This is a genomic window from Skermanella mucosa, from assembly GCF_016765655.2.
Taxonomy (GTDB): Bacteria; Pseudomonadota; Alphaproteobacteria; order Azospirillales; family Azospirillaceae; genus Skermanella; species Skermanella mucosa.
This window is the reverse complement of the sequence record NZ_CP086106.1, coordinates 442,743-458,378: the sequence shown is the minus strand read 5'-3', so window position 1 is coordinate 458,378 and position 15,636 is coordinate 442,743. Positions and strand designations below refer to the sequence as shown.

Genomic DNA, 15,636 nt, shown 5'->3' with positions numbered 1-15,636 from the left:
CGGTCAAATCCAGCCCGCCAGCGCTTTATGCGTCGGACGATATGTTTCGGGCCACAGATGAACGGCGATGAAAGCAGATATGACGCATGGTTCATCTCTGATCTGATTCCATCGCCGTTCATCTGTGGCCAAACAATGAATACCGATCCTACCCCGCCACCATGGCGTCCGCCCGGATCGTCTCCACCCGGATTTCCTCGGTAAGGCGGGCCTTGTACTCGGCGAACCGCGGCGTCGTCTTGATCGTGTAGGTGCGGGGGTGCGGCAGGTCGATCGGGATGTCGCATTTGATCCGGCCGGGCCGCGCCGTCATGACGACCACGCGGTTCGCCAGGAAGATCGCCTCGTCGATGTCGTGGGTGACGAACAGGACGGTCTTTTGGTCGGCCTCCCAGATGCCCAGCAGAAGCTCCTGCATCAGCGCCCGGGTCTGGTGGTCCAGGGCCCCGAACGGCTCGTCCAGCAGCAGCACCTTGGGGTCGTTGGCGAGCGCCCGGGCCAGCGCCGTGCGCTGCTTCATGCCGCCGGACAGCGTCTTGGGGAAATGGTCGGCGAACTGGCGCAGGCCGACGCGCTCCAGGAAATAGTCGGAGATCTCCTTCTGCCGGGCCTTCGGCAAGCCCTTCTCGCGCAGCCCGAAGCAGATATTGTCGCGCACCGTCATCCAGGGGAAAAGGCTGTAGGACTGGAAGACCATGCCGCGGTCGGGTCCAGGCCCGCCGACCGGCCGGCCGTCCATCAGCACCCGGCCCTGGCTGGGCAGGTCCAGGCCGGCGACGATGCGCAGCAGGGTGGACTTGCCGCAGCCGGACGGTCCCAGGATCGTGATGAAGTCGTTGTCCGCCACGGCCAGGTCGGTCGGCTGGAGTGCCACGGTAGCCGCGCCGCCCCGCCGTGCCGGGGGAAAGACCCGCCCGACGCCGTCGATATCCAAGGTGCTCATTACGATTACGCCGCCATCAGCTGGCCCAGGAGAACAGGTGCCGGTTCACCTGCTTGAACAGGAAGTCGGAAACCAGCCCGATCACCCCGATCACGAAGATGCCGAAGATCATCTGCCCGGTGTCCAGGAAACGCTGGGCGTCGATGATCATGAAGCCGATGCCGGCGCTGGCCCCGATCAGCTCGGCGACGATCACGTAGGTCCAGGCCCAGCCCAGCACCAGCCGCAGGGTCTCGAAGATCTGGGGCGCCGCCGCCGGCAGCATGACCCGGAGCACGACCCCGCGGTTCTTCGCCCCCAGGGTATAGGCCGCCTCGACCAGTTCGGCGCGGGTGCCGCCGACGATCACCGCGACCATCAGGCAGATCTGGAAGACCGCGCCGATGAAGATCACGGACAGCTTCTGCGCCTCGCCCACCCCCGCCCACAGGATCAGCAGCGGGATGAAGGCAGAGGCCGGCAGGTAGCGCGCGAAGGAGATCAGCGGCTCGAAGAAGGCTTCGACCGGCTTGAACGCGCCCATCAGGATGCCGAGCGGCACCGCGACCGCCGTGGCGATCAGGAAGCCGCCGAACACCCGCCCGACCGTCACGGCGACGTCGCCGGCGAAGCCGAACTCGAAGAACAGGGCGTATCCAGCCTTCAGCGTGTCCCAGGGGCCGGCCAGGAACAGAGGCTTGACGAGGCCGCTGGCGGTGACGGCCCACCACAGGGCCACCACCGTGACGAACCCCAGGACGCCAAGCGCTATCCGGCGCCCGGGGGGCACCGGCTTGAGGGGATTGAAAAGATCCGGCATCGAAACGGCTGCGCGCCTACTTCACGAAGGATGCGTCGACCATGGTCGAGACGTCGGCCGGCCGGCGCACCAGCCTGGCCTCCACCATGACGTCGTTGGCCTCCTTCAGGAATTTCGGCAGGGTCTCGGCCATGTAGGTCCGGTTCATGTCGCGGTCGTACCATTGCACGAACTTGGCGGAGGCCTGGAACTGCTCGGGCGTCTGGTTAACGTCGGCGCCCATGATGCGGTAGGCCTCCTCCGGCTGCGCCTTGATCATGTCGAGCGCCTCGAACCAGGACTTGACCATGGCCTGGACGACCTTGGGGTTCGACGCGATGTAGTCCGGCTGGAACGCCAGGGTATCGACGATCACGCCGGGCGTCTCGGCCGAGGTGACGATGATCTTGCCGGCATTGTTGGCCCGCACCGTGGACAGGTACGGCTCGTACGTGACGGCCAGGTCGAACTGGCCGGCGACGAAGGCGCTGGCCGCGTCCTTGGGCTCCAGGTTGGTCAGCTTGAGGTCGTCGAGCTTCATGCCCTGCTGCTTGAGAAGGTAGGCCAGCCAGAACTGCGGGACGCCGCCGAACTGCACCGCCACCGACTTGCCCTTGGCGTCCTTTAGCGACCCGATGCCGTCCCGCGCGGCGATGCCGTCGCCGCCGGAGGAGGTGTCGAGCACCAGCACCTGCGTGACCGGGACGCCGCTCGACGCGTACAGGATGTGGGTATCGACCGTGGTCGTGATCGCCTGCACGTCGCCCGACGCCATCGCCTGGTGCCGGTTGGAGGTCGGCATCTTCTTGATCTCGACCTGGACGCCGTTGCGCTCGAAGATGCCGGCCTTCTGCGCCAGGGTGATCGGGGCGAAGCCGGTCCAGCCGCTCATCGCCAGGGTCACCTTGGGCAAATCGGCTCCCAGCGCCGAGGTGGAGGCGGCGACCGCCATGGCCAGGGCCGACAATACGCCGAAGCATCGTCTCATCATCGCAGAACCTTCCTGTCTCTAGCACCGCTCGATTCTTGGCCGTACCGGATGATGCCTGCGGGATGATGCAGTGCGGCATGCGGCGGCCTGCGGAGTGTTCCACAGCATCACCGTGCTGTGAAGGGGCATGAAAGCCCCGCCGGGCCGCCGGGCCGCATTTTTCATAACCTTACATTAACCATATTCCTGTTCTCTTTATCGCGGCCCGTTTGGTGTATCGTATCGATAGAGCAGCCCGTGCCAGCACCCCTGTTTCATCAACCAGCCCCCAGGCTCACCGCAAGCCCGTCACAGGATCACGCCCGCATGCCGCAGAAATTCGTCTCCGCCGCCTTCATGTCGCTGGTGCTCATGGCGCCGCTGCCGGTCCTGGCGCAGCCCCCGGCGGCGACACCGGCCAAGGCGGCGCCCGCCCAAACTTCGGTCGATGAGCGGGCGCTGAACCTGTTCAGCGAGGTGTTCGAACGGGTCCGGGGGCAGTATGTCGAGAAGATGACCGACGAGCAGCTCGTCAAGGCCGCGATCGAGGGCATGCTGACCTCGCTCGATCCCCATTCCAGCTTCCTCGACACCGAGGACTTCGCCGAGATGCAGGTGCAGACCCGCGGCGAGTTCGGCGGGCTGGGCATCGAGGTCACGCTGGAGAACGGCTACGTCAAGGTGATCTCGCCGATCGACGACACTCCGGCGGCGCGCGCCGGGTTCCAGAGCGGCGACCTGATCACCCAGATCGACGGCGAGCCGGTCCAGGGCCTGACCCTCAAGCAGGCGGTCGAGCGGATGCGCGGCCCGGTCGGCCAGCCGATCAAGGTCATGGTCCGCCGCGGCGCGGCCGAGGCGGCGCCGTTCGAAGTGAACCTGACGCGCGAGGTGATCAGGAGCCAGCCGGTCAAGTCGCGGGCGGAGGGCGACGTCGGCTATATCCGCATCACCGGCTTCAGCCGCCAGACCCAGCCGGGGCTGGAGAAGGCCGTGCAGTCGCTCCAGCAGCAGCTCGGCAACCGGCTGATCGGCTATGTGGTCGACCTGCGCAACAACCCCGGCGGCCTGCTGGACCAGGCGGTCTCGGTCGCCGACAGCTTCCTGGACAAGGGCAACATCGTCTCGACCCGGGGCCGCGACGGGGTGGAGACCCAGCGGTTCGACGCCACGTCCGGCGACCTGACCAAGGGCCTGCCGATCGTGGTCCTGGTCAACGGCGGCTCGGCCTCCGCGTCGGAGATCGTGGCGGGCGCGCTCCAGGATCAGCACCGGGCCGTCCTGATGGGCACCCAGACCTTCGGCAAGGGATCGGTCCAGACGATCATGCCGCTGCCCGACCAGAAGGCCATGAAGATCACCACCGCCCGCTACTACACCCCGTCGGGCCGGTCGATCCAGGCGCTCGGCGTCACCCCCGACATCACGGTGGAGCAGGCCAAGCTGGAGCAGGTCGCCCAGACGCCGGGCCGGAAGGAATCGGACCTGCGCGGCGCCCTGTCCAACGACACGCTGTCCAAGGACGCGCCGCGCGGACAGCCGCCGGCCGCCACACCCGCCCCCGGTGCCGCGCCGGCCCCGGCCGCTCCCGCCGTTCCCGGCAGCGCCGAGGACTACCAGCTCCGCCGCGCGGTCGACCTGCTGGTCGGAACCTCGCTTTTCCGCCAGCTTCCGGCGCAGCCGCCGGCCCAGCCGAAAGTGACCAAGACCGCGGGCTGAGCGGGCCGGGCGGGGTTCCGGAAAGTCGCCTGCCGCCGGCGGATCACACCGGCGGCAGGCTGTTCAGCTTCTCCTCGACTTCGGCGAAGCTCGGCATGTATTCGTGGGAAATGGCCTTCCGGCCGGTCTCCACGCTGATCTGCGGCGCCTGCCCGTGCAGGTGCGCGGTGATGATCACCCGGATCACGTGGTAGAACTTGATTTCGTCCTCGTAGATGCCCTTCAGCCGCGTGGCGATCGGGCCGAAGATGCCGTAGGCCAGGAGCACGCCCAGGAAGGTGCCGACCAGCGCGCCGCCGATCATCTTGCCGAGCACGGGCGGCGGCTCGTTCAGCGAGCCCATGGTCTTCACCACGCCCAGCACCGCCGCGACGATGCCGAGCGCCGGCAGGGCGTCGGCCATGCCCTGGAACGCGTGGGCCACGTGGTCGCCCTCGGCCAGGAAGCCCTTGATCTCGCGGTCCATGATGTCCTCGACCTGGTGGGGGTCGTCCTGGCTCATGGAGACCATGCGCAGATAGTCGCAGATCAGGTCCTGCGCGAAATGGTCGTGGGTGATCTTGGGATAGGCCTGGAAGATCGGGCTCTCGCTCGGCTTCTCGATATGCGGCTCGATCGCGACGGTGCCCTTGTTCTTGGCCAGTTTCAGCAGTTGGAACATCAGGGTCAGGATGTCCATGTAGTCGGACTTCTTGAACTTGGCCCCCTTGATGACCTTGGCCATGTCCTTCAGCGAGTGCTTGATCACGTGCCCGCTGTTGGAGATCAGGAAGGTGCCGACCGCCGCCCCGCCGATGGTCGCCATCTCGTGCGGCAAGGCGCCCATGACGATCGCCATGTTGCCGCCCGTCATCGCGTAGACGCCGAACACGCAAATGAAAAGAAAAACGAGACCACCGATTGCGAGCATGATCGTCCGACTTGCCGATAAAGAATTCTTCACATTCTCGGGCTAGGTATTCTGCAAGGTCACGCAGGACGGCGCGCGGTTTTGCCGCAGAACCAGCACAAGACCAGCGCATGGTGTCGTGGAAGTCTTAATATTTCGTCATTCAGGTGAGTCATGGCCAAGGGCGGCGGCGAGCGTCCCATCATCATCAAGAGGATCGAGATCAGCGGTGGCGGCCACCACGGCGGCGCCTGGAAGGTGGCCTATGCCGACTTCGTGACCGCCATGATGGCGTTCTTCCTGCTGCTGTGGCTGCTCGGCTCGACCACCGAGGACCAGCGCAAGAGCCTGGCCGACTATTTCTCGCCGAGCCCGGCGGTCTCCAGTTCCAACAGCGGCTCCGGCGGGCTGCTGGGCGGCGTCACCATATCCGTGCCGGGCAGCCTCTCCTCGCCCAACGCCGCCTTCACCGCCCAGGAGAGCGCGCCGAGCACGCTGGTCGCCCCGACCGAGAACGACGGCGACAGCCAGGGCGCCGGCGAGGGGGCGGAGGGCGAGGACAGCGGGTCCGGCCAGCAGGCGGCCGGCGCCCCGCCCAAGCCCGGCGCCCCGCCGTCCCTGACGCCGGAACAGCGCGAGAAGCGCCAGTTCGACCGCGCGGCGGAGGAGCTGAAGAAGGCGATCGAGAACTCCCCCGACCTCCAGGGCCTGAAGAACAACCTGTTGGTGGACCAGACGCCGGAAGGCATGCGGGTGCAGATCGTCGATGCCGAGGGCAAGAGCATGTTCGCGCTCGGCAGCACCCAGATGAACGAAGACATGCGCAAGCTGCTGGCCCGTGTCGTCCAGGCGATCGGACCGCTGCCCAACAAAGTCGCGATCCGCGGCCACACCGACGCCACCCCGTTCGCCAACAATCCCCAGGGCAACTGGGACCTGTCCAGCCAGCGCGCCGGCGCCACGCTGCGGGCGCTGTCCGCCATGGGCCTGAACCCCGGCCGCATCGCCGACGTCAGCGGCCGCGCGGAGGTGGACCCGCTGTTCCCGGAGAATCCGAACGACCCGCGCAACCGGAGGATTTCGATCATCCTGTTCAAGCAGGCGCAGTGAGGCGGAGGCGGCCGGGGCGCGGGATCAGGTGTTCGCCAGTTCCAGCAGCGCTTCCCGGACTTGGCGCAGCGCCGGGTCGGCCTCCTTGTCCCGGCGCCGGATCAGGCCCAGCCGGCGGTGGACCGGCGGCGACAGCGGGCGGACCGCCATTCCCTCCGGCAGGGGACGGCGCAGGACCGCCTCGAACGGCAGGATCGATACGCCCAGGCCGGCCGCCACGGTGGTCTTGATCGCCTCGATCATGTCCAGCTCCATGGCGGGACGCGGCGGCGTCCCCGAGGCGGCAAGCCATTGCCGGACCATCATGCCGGTGGTCGCCTTGGCATACTCCAGGATCAGCGGCTGGCGCGCCATGTAGTCGGGCGTGACCGTCTCCGGGATGTCCGGGTAGCTGGTCGGCAGGACGGCCTGCATGGGATCGCTGCGGATATAGGTCACCTCGAACAGGCGCTCGTCCACCGGCAGGGTCACGGCCCCGATGTCGATCTCGTTGCGCAGCATGCCGTCGACGATGCCCTGGGTGGTGCCCACGGTGATGACCAGCTCGATGTTCGGATGCTGCTCGCGAAGCTTCCGCAGGATCGGCGTGAAGAAATAAGCCAGGTAGGTCGCGCCGGTGCCGATCCTCACCCGGCCCAGCCAGCCTTCCCGGTGCCGCCTCATGGCGGCGGCCGCCAGATCGGCCTCGTGCGCCAGGCGATGGGCATGCTCGACCAGATCGCGGCCGGCAGGGGTGGCGAAGGCCCGCTTGCCCAGCCGCTCGACCAGCTGGACGCCGAAGCGGCCTTCCAGCTCGCGGATCTGTTGGCTGACCGCCGGCTGGCTGAGGTTGAGCCGGCGCGCCGCTGCGGAGAAGCTGCCGCCTTCCACCACTTCGACCAGGGTCCGGAGCTGGTCGAGATTCAGGCTCCTCATCCCAAGGTTTTCCTTATGGTTTTCATCCAAGGATCCAATTTGCGCTAATAGACATTTCGTCGCAATCTCTACCGGCAACCTTACGGGACTGGCTGAGAGGAGGCTGGGATGAAGACGTCGGCAATCCTGCGAAGACCCGCCTTGGCGGACCACCCGCCGCTGGCGGACGCGATCGAGGGCATCGGGCGGGCGATGCTGGCGCTGGACGCCGGCCTGCTGGCGGCTTTCCGCGAGAGTCGCCGGATCCGGCGCGACTACCGCCGCCTGATGGATGCGGACGACTCGCTCCTGCGCGATATTGGCGTCACGCGCGCCGACATCGCCCGGGCATCGGCGCGTCGGCGGGGGCTGCGATGACGGAAACGCTTCAGCGGGACGGGCTGACGATCGTCCGCGGCACGCCGGACGATCCCGCCGCGGTCCCGCTGATCGACGCGCTCTCGGCCGAACTGCTGCGGCGCTTCGGACAGGACGGCCGCGGTTCCTTCGCCGGCTGGGATCCGGATGACCCGGGTTCGGTCTTCCTGCTGGCACGGGATGGGGACGAGGCGGTCGGGTGCGGCGCGATCCGGCCGATCCCGGAAGAGCCCGGTGTGGCGGAGATCAAGCGGATGTACGCGAAGCCAAGCCGCCGCGGCATCGGCTCGGCGGTGCTGCTGGCGCTGGAACAGGAAGCCAAGCTGCGCGGGTACCGCGCGATCTGGCTGGAGACCCTGGCGACCAACGCCGAAGCCCTGGCTTTCTACACCCGCCACGGCTATCGCCGGCGCGACAATTACGGCAGCTATGCCGGCCACGAAGGCCATGTCTGCCTGGAAAAGTCGCTCGGCTGAAATCAGGCCCATCCCATCCGAGGCCGTCACGCGATTCTACAACTCCGCATCGGACGGCGATCAATCCACCGTTACTGAAGAATATCGGCACCTCGGCGCGGAGTTTGCTTTCCTGCTTTCGCGATCGACTCCGACAGGCCGGAGGGACACATGAGGCAGGCTCGACAATGCGGTTGTCGCCGTGTTCCTTGATCGCCGGGCTAGAGCAAAACCCGATCAGCTTGACCCGCCTGGAAAAGCCGGGCCGACGCGTTGGGCCACGGCCCGACCTACGATCGACGACCCGCATCACCTCCGCCCTACATCAAACCGTAGGTTGGGCCGTGGCCCAACGCAACGCGGCGAGTGATCCGGCCGGCGTCCAGATCCTCGCGGGATAGGGTCATCGGGTCTTTCCGTGAGGTTGGACGAAGCAACGTCGCGGATCGTAGCAGCGGCCATGCAGGTCGTGTACAGCGAAGCGGCGTCCGACCGACGAGAGACGAGGGTCCTGGTCGGAACTACAACTCCCCCGCCCTCACGCCTCCTCCAGGTACCGCCGGCGCAGGTGCTGCTGGTAAACGCTGGCGTCCAAGGGACGGCCGGTGGCCTGCTTGAGCAGTTCGTCGGCGGGGAGCAGGCTGCCCTTGGAATGGATGTTGGTGCGGAGCCAGCCCAGCAGCGGGGAGAAGTCGCCCTTCGCGATGCCGGGAAGCACGGCGTCGTCGGCGCGGCAGGCGGCGTCGAACAGTTGGGCGGCGGTCATGGCGCCCAGGGTGTATGTGGGGAAATAGCCCCAGGCGCCGCCCGGCCAGTGGATGTCCTGAAGGCAGCCGAGGCGGTCGTTGGGGACCTTGAGGCCCAGCAGGTCGCGCATGCCGTCGTTCCAGGCGCCGGGCAGGTCGTTCAGCGTCATGTCGCCGGCGATCAGCGCCTTTTCCAGTTCGTAGCGGATCAGGATATGGGCGGGGTACGTGACCTCGTCGGCATCGACCCGGATGAAGCCGGGCTCGACCCGGGTATAGAGCCGGTACAGGTTGTCGGCGTCCCAGGCCGGACCGGTGCCGCCGAAGCTCTCGCGCATCACCGGGGCGGCGAATTCCAGGAAGGCGCGGCTGCGGCAGGCCTGCATCTCGATCAGCAAGGACTGGCTCTCGTGCAGGCTCATGCCGCGGGCCTCGCTGACCGGCTGGCCCAGCCACTCGGCCGGGCGGCCCTGCTCGTAGAGGGCGTGGCCGGTCTCGTGCAGCACGCCCATCAGCGCCTTGGCAAAATCCGCCTCGTCGTAGCGGGTGGTCAGGCGGACGTCGTGGGTGGCGCCGCCGCAGAAGGGGTGCAGGCTGATATCGAGCCGGCCGCGGCTGAAGTCGAACCCGGCCGCCTGCATCATCCGGACGCCGAGCGCCCGCTGGGTCTCCACCGGGAACGGCCCCTGGAGCGGCAGCACCTCCGGCCGGCGGGCCTGGCGTTCCAGCACCTGCGCCAGGAAGCCCGGCAGGAATTGGCGAAGATCCGCGAACAGGCGGTCGATGGTGTCGGTGTTGCCGCTCGGCTCGTAGGTGTCGAGCAGCGCCTCGTAGGGCTGGCAGCCCAGCGCCTCGGCCTTGGCGTCGGCGATCTTCCGCTGGAGGTTCAGCACCTCCGACAGGCTCGGCAGGAGCATCGCGAAGTCGCCGGCCGGCCGGGCGTCGCGCCAGACCATCTCGCAGCGGGAGACGGCCCGGGAATTCGCCTCCACCAGGTCGGTCGGCACGGCCGTGGCGTGCAGGTAGGCCCGGTGCATCTCGTGCAGGTTCGCCGCCTGCCAGTCGGAAAGGTCGGTCTGGTGCTCGGCGTCGGCCAGCAGGTCGGCGTTGTCCTCGTCGGTCAGCAGCTCGTGGCTGATCACCTTCAGGGTCGCGAGCTGTTCCGCCCTGCCGTCGGCGGCGCCGGGCGGCATCAGCGTCTCGGTGTCCCATTGCAGGATGCCCAGCGCGTCGGAGATGGCGGCGATGCGGGCGAAGCGGCGTTCGAGCGTCTGATAGGCGGACATGATTGCGGCTTCCCTGAAGGCGAAGGATGAGGGCGGCTATCGGGGCGGTGTCAGCGCGGCTCCCGGTCGGGGTCGCGCCGCCACTGGGAGGCGACATAGACGGCGAGCAGCGTCAGCGCCAGCCCATACCAGGTGACGGCGTACTGGAGGTGGTTGTTGGGGATGGTGACGTTGGTCTGGCCGCCGACCGGCAGGCCGCCGGGGTTGGCGGCCGGTCCCGCCTCGACCACCAGCGGCAGCGCGTTGTCCGCGCCGGCCGTGACGGCCATGGCCGGGATGTCGTACCAGAACCACATGTTGGCGGCGGCGTCGTTGTCCGGCTGCATCCAGCCCGGCCCCGGCGGCACGCGGGCGATGCCGTCGACCGTGACGGTCCCGGCGGGCAGACCGTCGGGACGGGCCGCGGGGTCGCGCGCCTCCGTCGGTACCCAGCCGCGGTTGACCAGTACCGTGGTGCCGTCGTCGCGCCGCAGCGGCGTCACGACATGGTAGCCGATCCGGCCGTTGAAGCTGCGGGCGGCGAGGTTCAGTTCCTGGTCGTGGAGGAATTCGCCGGTGACCGAGACGCGGCGGAAATCCCATCCCGCGGGGTCGTCGATGCGGGGCGGCAATGGGGCCGGGTCGGCGTTCAGGCCGGCCTCGATCCGCTCGATCAGGTCGTTCTTCCAGGAGAGGCGCTCGACCTGCCAGGTGCCGAGGCCGACCATGATCGCGACGGCCACCAGGGTGGACAGGGTGGCGCCGAGACCGGGGCGGAAACGCCGCCCGCTCTTGTCAGCAAGGGCAGCCATAAGTCCTCAATTCCGGGGGTCGGCCCGAGACTCCGGTGTCTCGGGGATATCGTATTCGCTGGCGCGATGGCGGAACTGGAGGGCCATCAGGTAGGCCTTGGCGGGCCGGAGCATCCCCAGCGCCAGCCCCAGGATCACCACGGTCCAGACGACGGCGTGGAGCCAGAGCGGCCAATCGACCGACATGGCGACCCACAGCGCGACGGGAACCACCGTGAAACCCAGGATGAAGGTCAGGAACACGGCGGGACCGTCGCCGCTGTCGCCGCGGGCAAGCGCGAGGCCGCAGACCTCGCACCGGTCCGAGACGGACAGGAAGCCCTTGTACAGACGCCCCTCCCCGCACCGCGGGCACCGGCACTTCAGTGCCGCGGCGAGGGGAGAGACCCGAGGTTGCCGGGTTCGCGTCAGGGCGTCAGGCTCCCCACCAGTAGATGGACACGAACAGGAACAGCCAGACCACGTCGACGAAGTGCCAGTACCAGGCCGCCGCCTCGAAGCCGAAATGGCTCTTGGGCGTGAAGTGCCCGGCCACCGTGCGCCACCAGCAGACCGCCAGGAAGATCGTGCCGATGATGACGTGGAAACCGTGGAAGCCGGTCGCCATGAAGAAGGTCGACGGATAGATGCCGTCGGTGAAGCCGAAATGGGCGTGGGTGTATTCGTAGATCTGGAAGCCGCTGAACAGCACGCCCAGCAGCACGGTCAGGCCGAGCGCCACGCTGGCCGTCCGCCGGTCGCCTTCGATGATCGCGTGGTGCGCCCAGGTCACCGTCGTGCCCGACAGCAGCAGGATCAGCGTCATCATCAGCGGCAGGTGGAAGGCGTTGAACGTCTCGATGTTCTGGGGCGGCCAGACCCCGCCGATCGCCTCCTTGGGGAACAGGCTGGCGTCGAAGAAGGCCCAGAAGAAGGCCGCGAAGAACATCACCTCCGACGCGATGAACAGCGCCATGCCGTAGCGCAGGCCCAGCTTGACGACGGGGGTGTGGGCCTTCTGGCGGACCGCCTCCTTCAGGACGTCGCGCCACCAGCCGGCCATGACGGCCAGGACGGCGACGAAGCCGAGCGCCAGCAGCAGCCAGCCGCTGCCATGCATGAACAGGATGGCGCCGACCGCCAGCAGGCCGCCGGAAAAGGCGCCGAGCAACGGCCAGGGGCTGGGATCGACCAGATGGTATGGGTGGCTGTGACCGCCCCCGGTGGCATGCGCGTTAGTCTCGGCCATGCTGTGTAACCCTCGTTCTATGCTCTTATTCGTTGATTGACGTTACCTGTCCCGCCGCCCCGCCGTCATGGGCGCGGAAGAAGGTGTAGGACAGGGTTATGGTTTTGACGTCGTCCAGCTTGGGATCGTCGGCCATGGCCGGGTCCACGAAGAAATAGACCGGCATGTCAACACTCTGGCCCGGCTCCAGCCGCTGCTCGGTGAAGCAGAAGCACTGGATCTTGTTGAAATAGATCCCGGCCTTGTCCGGCGTGACGTTGTAGGTCGCGGTTCCGACGATCGGCTCGTCGGAATGGTTGACGGCGCGGTAGCTGGTCATCGCGGACTCGCCGATCCGCACTTCCATCTGGTGGATCTCCGGCTGGAAACCCCAGGGCAGCGCGCCGTTGACGTCGGCGTTGAAGCGGACCTTGACCGTGCGGTCCAGGATCTCCCCGGCCGGCCCCTCCGCCCGCTGGGTGGTGCCGCCGAACCCGGTGACCTGGCAGAACAGGCTGTAGAGCGGCACTGCGGCGAAGGACAGGCCGATCATGCCGAAGACCAGCCCGAACAGGCTGCCCATGAGGATCAGGTTCTTGCGCCGCGTGTCCCCGTGGGTGCGGGGGTCCTTGCCCGGGGTCATGCGTTCCCTCCGATGCGGACCAGGGTGATGACGTAGAGCAAGGCCACCAGGGCCAGGAGCGCCAGCAGCACGGCGATGTTCTTGCCGCGCTGTCGGCGCTTCTGCTCGTCGGTCAGCTGATGGCCGGGAAGGCGGTTGGCATTCATGGGACCCACGCGATGGCTTGCTTTACGGGAACTGGCTTTACGAAAGCCGGGCCAGCGGCCCGGTGAGCTGCTCGCCGATAAGCAGCGACAGCAGCAGGAAGAGATAGAGGATCGAAAAGACGAACATCTGCTTGGCCGCCTTGTCCGTCCTGTCGTACCAGACCTGGACCGCCAGGACCACGAACAGGCCGCCCAGGACGACCGAGCCGGCCAGATAGGCCAGGCCGGCGATGCCGACGAAATAGGGGGCGACCGCGATGGGGAACAGCAGAAGCGTGTAGATCAGCATCTGCTTCTTGGTCTCGCGCTCGCCGGAGACGACCGGCAGCATCGGCACGCCCGCATTGGCGTAGTCGCCGTTGCGGAACAGGGCCAGCGCCCAGAAATGCGGCGGCGTCCACATGAAGATCAGCAGGAACAGGATGATCGAGGCGAGGCTGACGTCGCCGGTCACCGCGGCCCAGCCGATCATCGGCGGGAAGGCGCCGGACGCGCCGCCGATCACGATGTTCTGCGGCGTGCGGCGCTTCAGCCAGATCGTGTAGACGAAGACATAGACGAAGGAGGCCAGCGCCAGCAGGCCGGCCGCGACCCAGTTGACCGCCAGACCCATCAGCATGACCGAGCCGATGGTCAGGACCACGCCGAAGCTGAGCGCCTCGTCGGGGTCCACCCTGCCCTCGGGCAGGGGGCGGTTGCGGGTGCGCTGCATCATGCGGTCGATGTCGCGCTCGTACCACATGTTGATGGCGCCGGACGCGCCGGCGGCGACGGCGATGCAGAGGATGGCGGTCAGCGCCAGCACCGGGTGGATGTGGCCGGGGGCCACGATCATCCCGGCGAAGCCGCTGAACACCACCAGGGACATGACCCGGGGCTTCAGCAGTTCGAAATAGTCGCGGACCCCGCCGGTGGCGAAGCCCTGGACCGGCGCCTGGGCGTCCGGCCGCATGGTGATGTCAGTCATCTCTTCACGTCTTCCCCTGGTCCATGGGATCACGGGACCCGTCCGAGGCCCCGTGATCGTCCCCCGCCGGACGCCGCGCTTACTTCACGCGCGGCAGTTCGTTGAACTGGTGGAACGGAGGCGGCGAGCTGACCGTCCATTCCAGCGTGGTCGCCGAGTCACCCCAGTAGCTGGCGCCGACGCGCTGGCCGCGGGTGATCGTGTAGAGCGCGATGCCGACGAACAGGACCGCGGCGGCGAACGAGAGGTATGCGCCCACCGACGAGACCATGTTCCACCCCGCGTACGCATCCGGATAGTCCGGAATACGGCGCGGCATGCCGGCCAGACCCAGGAAGTGCTGCGGGAAGAACGTCAGGTTGACGCCGACGAAGGTCATCCAGAAATGGACCTTGCCCCAGAACTCCGGATACTGACGGCCCGACATCTTGCCGATCCAGTAGTAGAAACCGGCGAAGATCGAAAACAGCGCGCCCAGCGACAGAACATAGTGGAAGTGGGCCACGACGTAGTAGGTGTCGTGCAGGACGATGTCCATGCCGCCGTTCGCCAGCACGACGCCGGTGACGCCGCCCACGGTGAACAGGAAGATGAAGCCGATGGCCCACAGCATGGGGGTCTTCATCTCGATGGAGCCGCCCCACATGGTGGCGATCCAGGAGAAGATCTTGATGCCGGTCGGCACCGCGATGATCATCGTCGCGGCCGTGAAGTAGGCCCGGGTGTCCACGTCGAGGCCGACGGTGAACATGTGGTGGGCCCACACGACGAAGCCGACCACGCCGATCGCGACCATGGCGTAGGCCATGCCCAGGTAGCCGAAGATCGGCTTCTTGGAGAAGGTCGAGATGATGTGGCTGATGATGCCGAAGCCCGGCAGGATCATGATGTAGACTTCGGGGTGGCCGAAGAACCAGAACAGATGCTGGAACAGCACCGGGTCGCCGCCGCCGGCCGGGTCGAAGAAGGTGGTGCCGAAGTTGCGGTCGGTCAGCAGCATGGTGATGGCGCCGCCCAGCACGGGGACCGCCAGCAGCAGCAGGAAGCCGGTGACCAGCATCGCCCAGGCGAACAGCGGCATCTTGTGCAGCGTCATGCCCGGTGCGCGCATGTTGAAGATGGTGGTGATGAAGTTGATGGCGCCCAGGATCGACGAGGCGCCGGCCAGGTGCAGGGCGAAGATCGCCATGTCGACCGACGGCCCGGGATGCCCGACGGCCGAGCTGAGCGGCGGATAGATGGTCCAGCCGGTGCCGGCGCCGGTGCCGACGAAGGCGGAGCCCAGCAGCAGCAGGAAGGCCGGGACCAGCAGCCAGAAGCTGATGTTGTTCAGCCGGGGGAAGGCCATGTCGGGCGCGCCGATCATCAGCGGCACGAACCAGTTGCCGAACCCGCCGATCAGCGCCGGCATGACCACGAAGAACACCATGATCAGCCCGTGGGCCGAGATGATGACGTTCCACAGCTGGCCGTCGGAGACGATCTGGCTGCCCGGAGCCTGGAGCTCCATGCGCATGATCACCGAGAACAGGCCGCCGATCAGGCCGGCGATGATCGAGAAGATGATATAGAGAGTGCCGATATCTTTATGGTTGGTCGAAAAGAACCACCGCGCGACGAATCCCGGCTTGTGGTCGTGGCCGTGATCGTCGTGGGCGGATGCTCCGGTCGCTCCGTGAGCCATGGTGCTAGTCCCTTACCCTCGGGTTGTCGT

Annotated in this window: 17 protein-coding genes; 4 read left to right on the top strand and 13 right to left on the bottom strand. The window is 67.2% G+C overall.

Annotated elements, in window-relative coordinates; translation table 11 throughout:
* Positions 1 to 148: 148 nt before the first annotated feature.
* From JL100_RS02120 to JL100_RS02110, 3 genes are read right to left on the bottom strand one after another with little or no spacing between them, the layout of a single operon-like run.
* Positions 149 to 943 (bottom strand): ABC transporter ATP-binding protein, encoded by a 795-nt coding sequence (locus JL100_RS02120; RefSeq protein ID WP_202684421.1) that lies wholly within the window; start codon positions 941 to 943, stop codon positions 149 to 151.
* Between the two features lie 16 nt (positions 944 to 959).
* Positions 960 to 1,742 carry an ABC transporter permease gene (locus JL100_RS02115; protein WP_202684420.1) on the bottom strand — a complete coding sequence of 261 codons (783 nt, stop codon included), beginning with the start codon at positions 1,740 to 1,742 and terminating at the stop codon, positions 960 to 962.
* Positions 1,743 to 1,758: 16 nt separating this feature from the next.
* Positions 1,759 to 2,712 carry an ABC transporter substrate-binding protein gene (locus tag JL100_RS02110; RefSeq protein ID WP_202684419.1) on the bottom strand — a complete coding sequence of 318 codons (954 nt, stop codon included), beginning with the start codon at positions 2,710 to 2,712 and terminating at the stop codon, positions 1,759 to 1,761.
* A 306-nt stretch (positions 2,713 to 3,018) separates the two neighbouring features.
* Between JL100_RS02110 and JL100_RS02105 the strand changes: the two genes are divergently transcribed.
* Positions 3,019 to 4,410 carry a S41 family peptidase gene (locus JL100_RS02105; RefSeq protein WP_202684418.1) on the top strand — a complete coding sequence of 464 codons (1,392 nt, stop codon included), beginning with the start codon at positions 3,019 to 3,021 and terminating at the stop codon, positions 4,408 to 4,410.
* 43 nt (positions 4,411 to 4,453) lie between these two features.
* Here the strand turns inward: JL100_RS02105 and motA are convergent, their stop codons facing one another.
* Positions 4,454 to 5,320: a flagellar motor stator protein MotA gene (gene motA / locus JL100_RS02100; protein WP_202684417.1), complete on the bottom strand. Its 867-nt coding sequence runs from the start codon at positions 5,318 to 5,320 to the stop codon at positions 4,454 to 4,456.
* Positions 5,321 to 5,473: 153 nt separating this feature from the next.
* Here motA and JL100_RS02095 point away from each other — a divergent pair, with 153 nt between their 5' ends.
* Positions 5,474 to 6,409, top strand: coding sequence for a flagellar motor protein MotB (locus JL100_RS02095; RefSeq protein WP_202684416.1), 936 nt, complete (start codon positions 5,474 to 5,476; stop codon positions 6,407 to 6,409).
* Between the two features lie 24 nt (positions 6,410 to 6,433).
* On the opposite strand, the gene JL100_RS02090 is transcribed toward JL100_RS02095, so the two are convergent.
* Positions 6,434 to 7,324: a LysR family transcriptional regulator gene (locus JL100_RS02090; protein ID WP_202684415.1), complete on the bottom strand. Its 891-nt coding sequence runs from the start codon at positions 7,322 to 7,324 to the stop codon at positions 6,434 to 6,436.
* A gap of 108 nt (positions 7,325 to 7,432) precedes the next feature.
* Between JL100_RS02090 and JL100_RS02085 the strand changes: the two genes are divergently transcribed.
* Together JL100_RS02085 and JL100_RS02080 are read left to right on the top strand one after the other, a co-directional pair.
* On the top strand, positions 7,433 to 7,681 hold the full coding sequence (locus JL100_RS02085; protein ID WP_202684414.1) for a DUF1127 domain-containing protein: 249 nt from the start codon (positions 7,433 to 7,435) through the stop codon (positions 7,679 to 7,681).
* Complete coding sequence (locus JL100_RS02080) at positions 7,678 to 8,157, top strand: GNAT family N-acetyltransferase (protein ID WP_202684413.1); 480 nt, start codon at positions 7,678 to 7,680, stop codon at positions 8,155 to 8,157. The genes JL100_RS02085 and JL100_RS02080 overlap by 4 nt, the downstream gene beginning before the upstream one ends.
* Positions 8,158 to 8,674: 517 nt before the next feature.
* Here JL100_RS02080 and JL100_RS02075 read toward each other — a convergent pair.
* The 8 genes from JL100_RS02075 to ctaD form a co-directional block, all read right to left on the bottom strand.
* The gene (locus JL100_RS02075) at positions 8,675 to 10,168 is read right to left on the bottom strand and encodes a carboxypeptidase M32 (protein ID WP_202684412.1); all 1,494 of its coding nucleotides are present in this window, start codon (positions 10,166 to 10,168) and stop codon (positions 8,675 to 8,677) included.
* A 50-nt stretch (positions 10,169 to 10,218) separates the two neighbouring features.
* Positions 10,219 to 10,959: an SURF1 family protein gene (locus JL100_RS02070; protein ID WP_202684411.1), complete on the bottom strand. Its 741-nt coding sequence runs from the start codon at positions 10,957 to 10,959 to the stop codon at positions 10,219 to 10,221.
* A 6-nt stretch (positions 10,960 to 10,965) separates the two neighbouring features.
* Positions 10,966 to 11,274: a DUF983 domain-containing protein gene (locus tag JL100_RS02065; protein WP_323378530.1), complete on the bottom strand. Its 309-nt coding sequence runs from the start codon at positions 11,272 to 11,274 to the stop codon at positions 10,966 to 10,968.
* A gap of 100 nt (positions 11,275 to 11,374) precedes the next feature.
* Positions 11,375 to 12,187, bottom strand: a complete 813-nt coding sequence (locus JL100_RS02060) for a cytochrome c oxidase subunit 3 (RefSeq protein ID WP_202684410.1) — start codon at positions 12,185 to 12,187, stop codon at positions 11,375 to 11,377.
* Positions 12,188 to 12,212: 25 nt separating this feature from the next.
* Positions 12,213 to 12,809 carry a cytochrome c oxidase assembly protein gene (locus tag JL100_RS02055; protein WP_202684409.1) on the bottom strand — a complete coding sequence of 199 codons (597 nt, stop codon included), beginning with the start codon at positions 12,807 to 12,809 and terminating at the stop codon, positions 12,213 to 12,215.
* Positions 12,806 to 12,955, bottom strand: a complete 150-nt coding sequence (locus JL100_RS02050) for a hypothetical protein (RefSeq protein ID WP_192499224.1) — start codon at positions 12,953 to 12,955, stop codon at positions 12,806 to 12,808. Before JL100_RS02050 ends, JL100_RS02055 begins: the two co-directional genes overlap by 4 nt.
* A 37-nt stretch (positions 12,956 to 12,992) precedes the next feature.
* Positions 12,993 to 13,922, bottom strand: coding sequence for a heme o synthase (gene cyoE / locus JL100_RS02045; RefSeq protein ID WP_158043620.1), 930 nt, complete (start codon positions 13,920 to 13,922; stop codon positions 12,993 to 12,995).
* 79 nt (positions 13,923 to 14,001) lie between these two features.
* Positions 14,002 to 15,606 (bottom strand): cytochrome c oxidase subunit I, encoded by a 1,605-nt coding sequence (gene ctaD / locus JL100_RS02040; protein ID WP_202684408.1) that lies wholly within the window; start codon positions 15,604 to 15,606, stop codon positions 14,002 to 14,004.
* Between the last annotated feature and the right edge of the window lie 30 nt (positions 15,607 to 15,636).

Coding starts and splice junctions, on each gene's coding strand:
- JL100_RS02120 (WP_202684421.1), bottom strand. CDS start 943: ATGAGCACCTTGGATATCGACGGCGTCGGGCGGGTCTTTCCCCCGGCA.
- JL100_RS02115 (WP_202684420.1), bottom strand. CDS start 1,742: ATGCCGGATCTTTTCAATCCCCTCAAGCCGGTGCCCCCCGGGCGCCGG.
- JL100_RS02110 (WP_202684419.1), bottom strand. CDS start 2,712: ATGATGAGACGATGCTTCGGCGTATTGTCGGCCCTGGCCATGGCGGTC.
- JL100_RS02105 (WP_202684418.1), top strand. CDS start 3,019: ATGCCGCAGAAATTCGTCTCCGCCGCCTTCATGTCGCTGGTGCTCATG.
- motA (WP_202684417.1), bottom strand. CDS start 5,320: ATGCTCGCAATCGGTGGTCTCGTTTTTCTTTTCATTTGCGTGTTCGGC.
- JL100_RS02095 (WP_202684416.1), top strand. CDS start 5,474: ATGGCCAAGGGCGGCGGCGAGCGTCCCATCATCATCAAGAGGATCGAG.
- JL100_RS02090 (WP_202684415.1), bottom strand. CDS start 7,324: ATGAGGAGCCTGAATCTCGACCAGCTCCGGACCCTGGTCGAAGTGGTG.
- JL100_RS02085 (WP_202684414.1), top strand. CDS start 7,433: ATGAAGACGTCGGCAATCCTGCGAAGACCCGCCTTGGCGGACCACCCG.
- JL100_RS02080 (WP_202684413.1), top strand. CDS start 7,678: ATGACGGAAACGCTTCAGCGGGACGGGCTGACGATCGTCCGCGGCACG.
- JL100_RS02075 (WP_202684412.1), bottom strand. CDS start 10,168: ATGTCCGCCTATCAGACGCTCGAACGCCGCTTCGCCCGCATCGCCGCC.
- JL100_RS02070 (WP_202684411.1), bottom strand. CDS start 10,959: ATGGCTGCCCTTGCTGACAAGAGCGGGCGGCGTTTCCGCCCCGGTCTC.
- JL100_RS02060 (WP_202684410.1), bottom strand. CDS start 12,187: ATGGCCGAGACTAACGCGCATGCCACCGGGGGCGGTCACAGCCACCCA.
- JL100_RS02055 (WP_202684409.1), bottom strand. CDS start 12,809: ATGACCCCGGGCAAGGACCCCCGCACCCACGGGGACACGCGGCGCAAG.
- JL100_RS02050 (WP_192499224.1), bottom strand. CDS start 12,955: ATGAATGCCAACCGCCTTCCCGGCCATCAGCTGACCGACGAGCAGAAG.
- cyoE (WP_158043620.1), bottom strand. CDS start 13,922: ATGACTGACATCACCATGCGGCCGGACGCCCAGGCGCCGGTCCAGGGC.
- ctaD (WP_202684408.1), bottom strand. CDS start 15,606: ATGGCTCACGGAGCGACCGGAGCATCCGCCCACGACGATCACGGCCAC.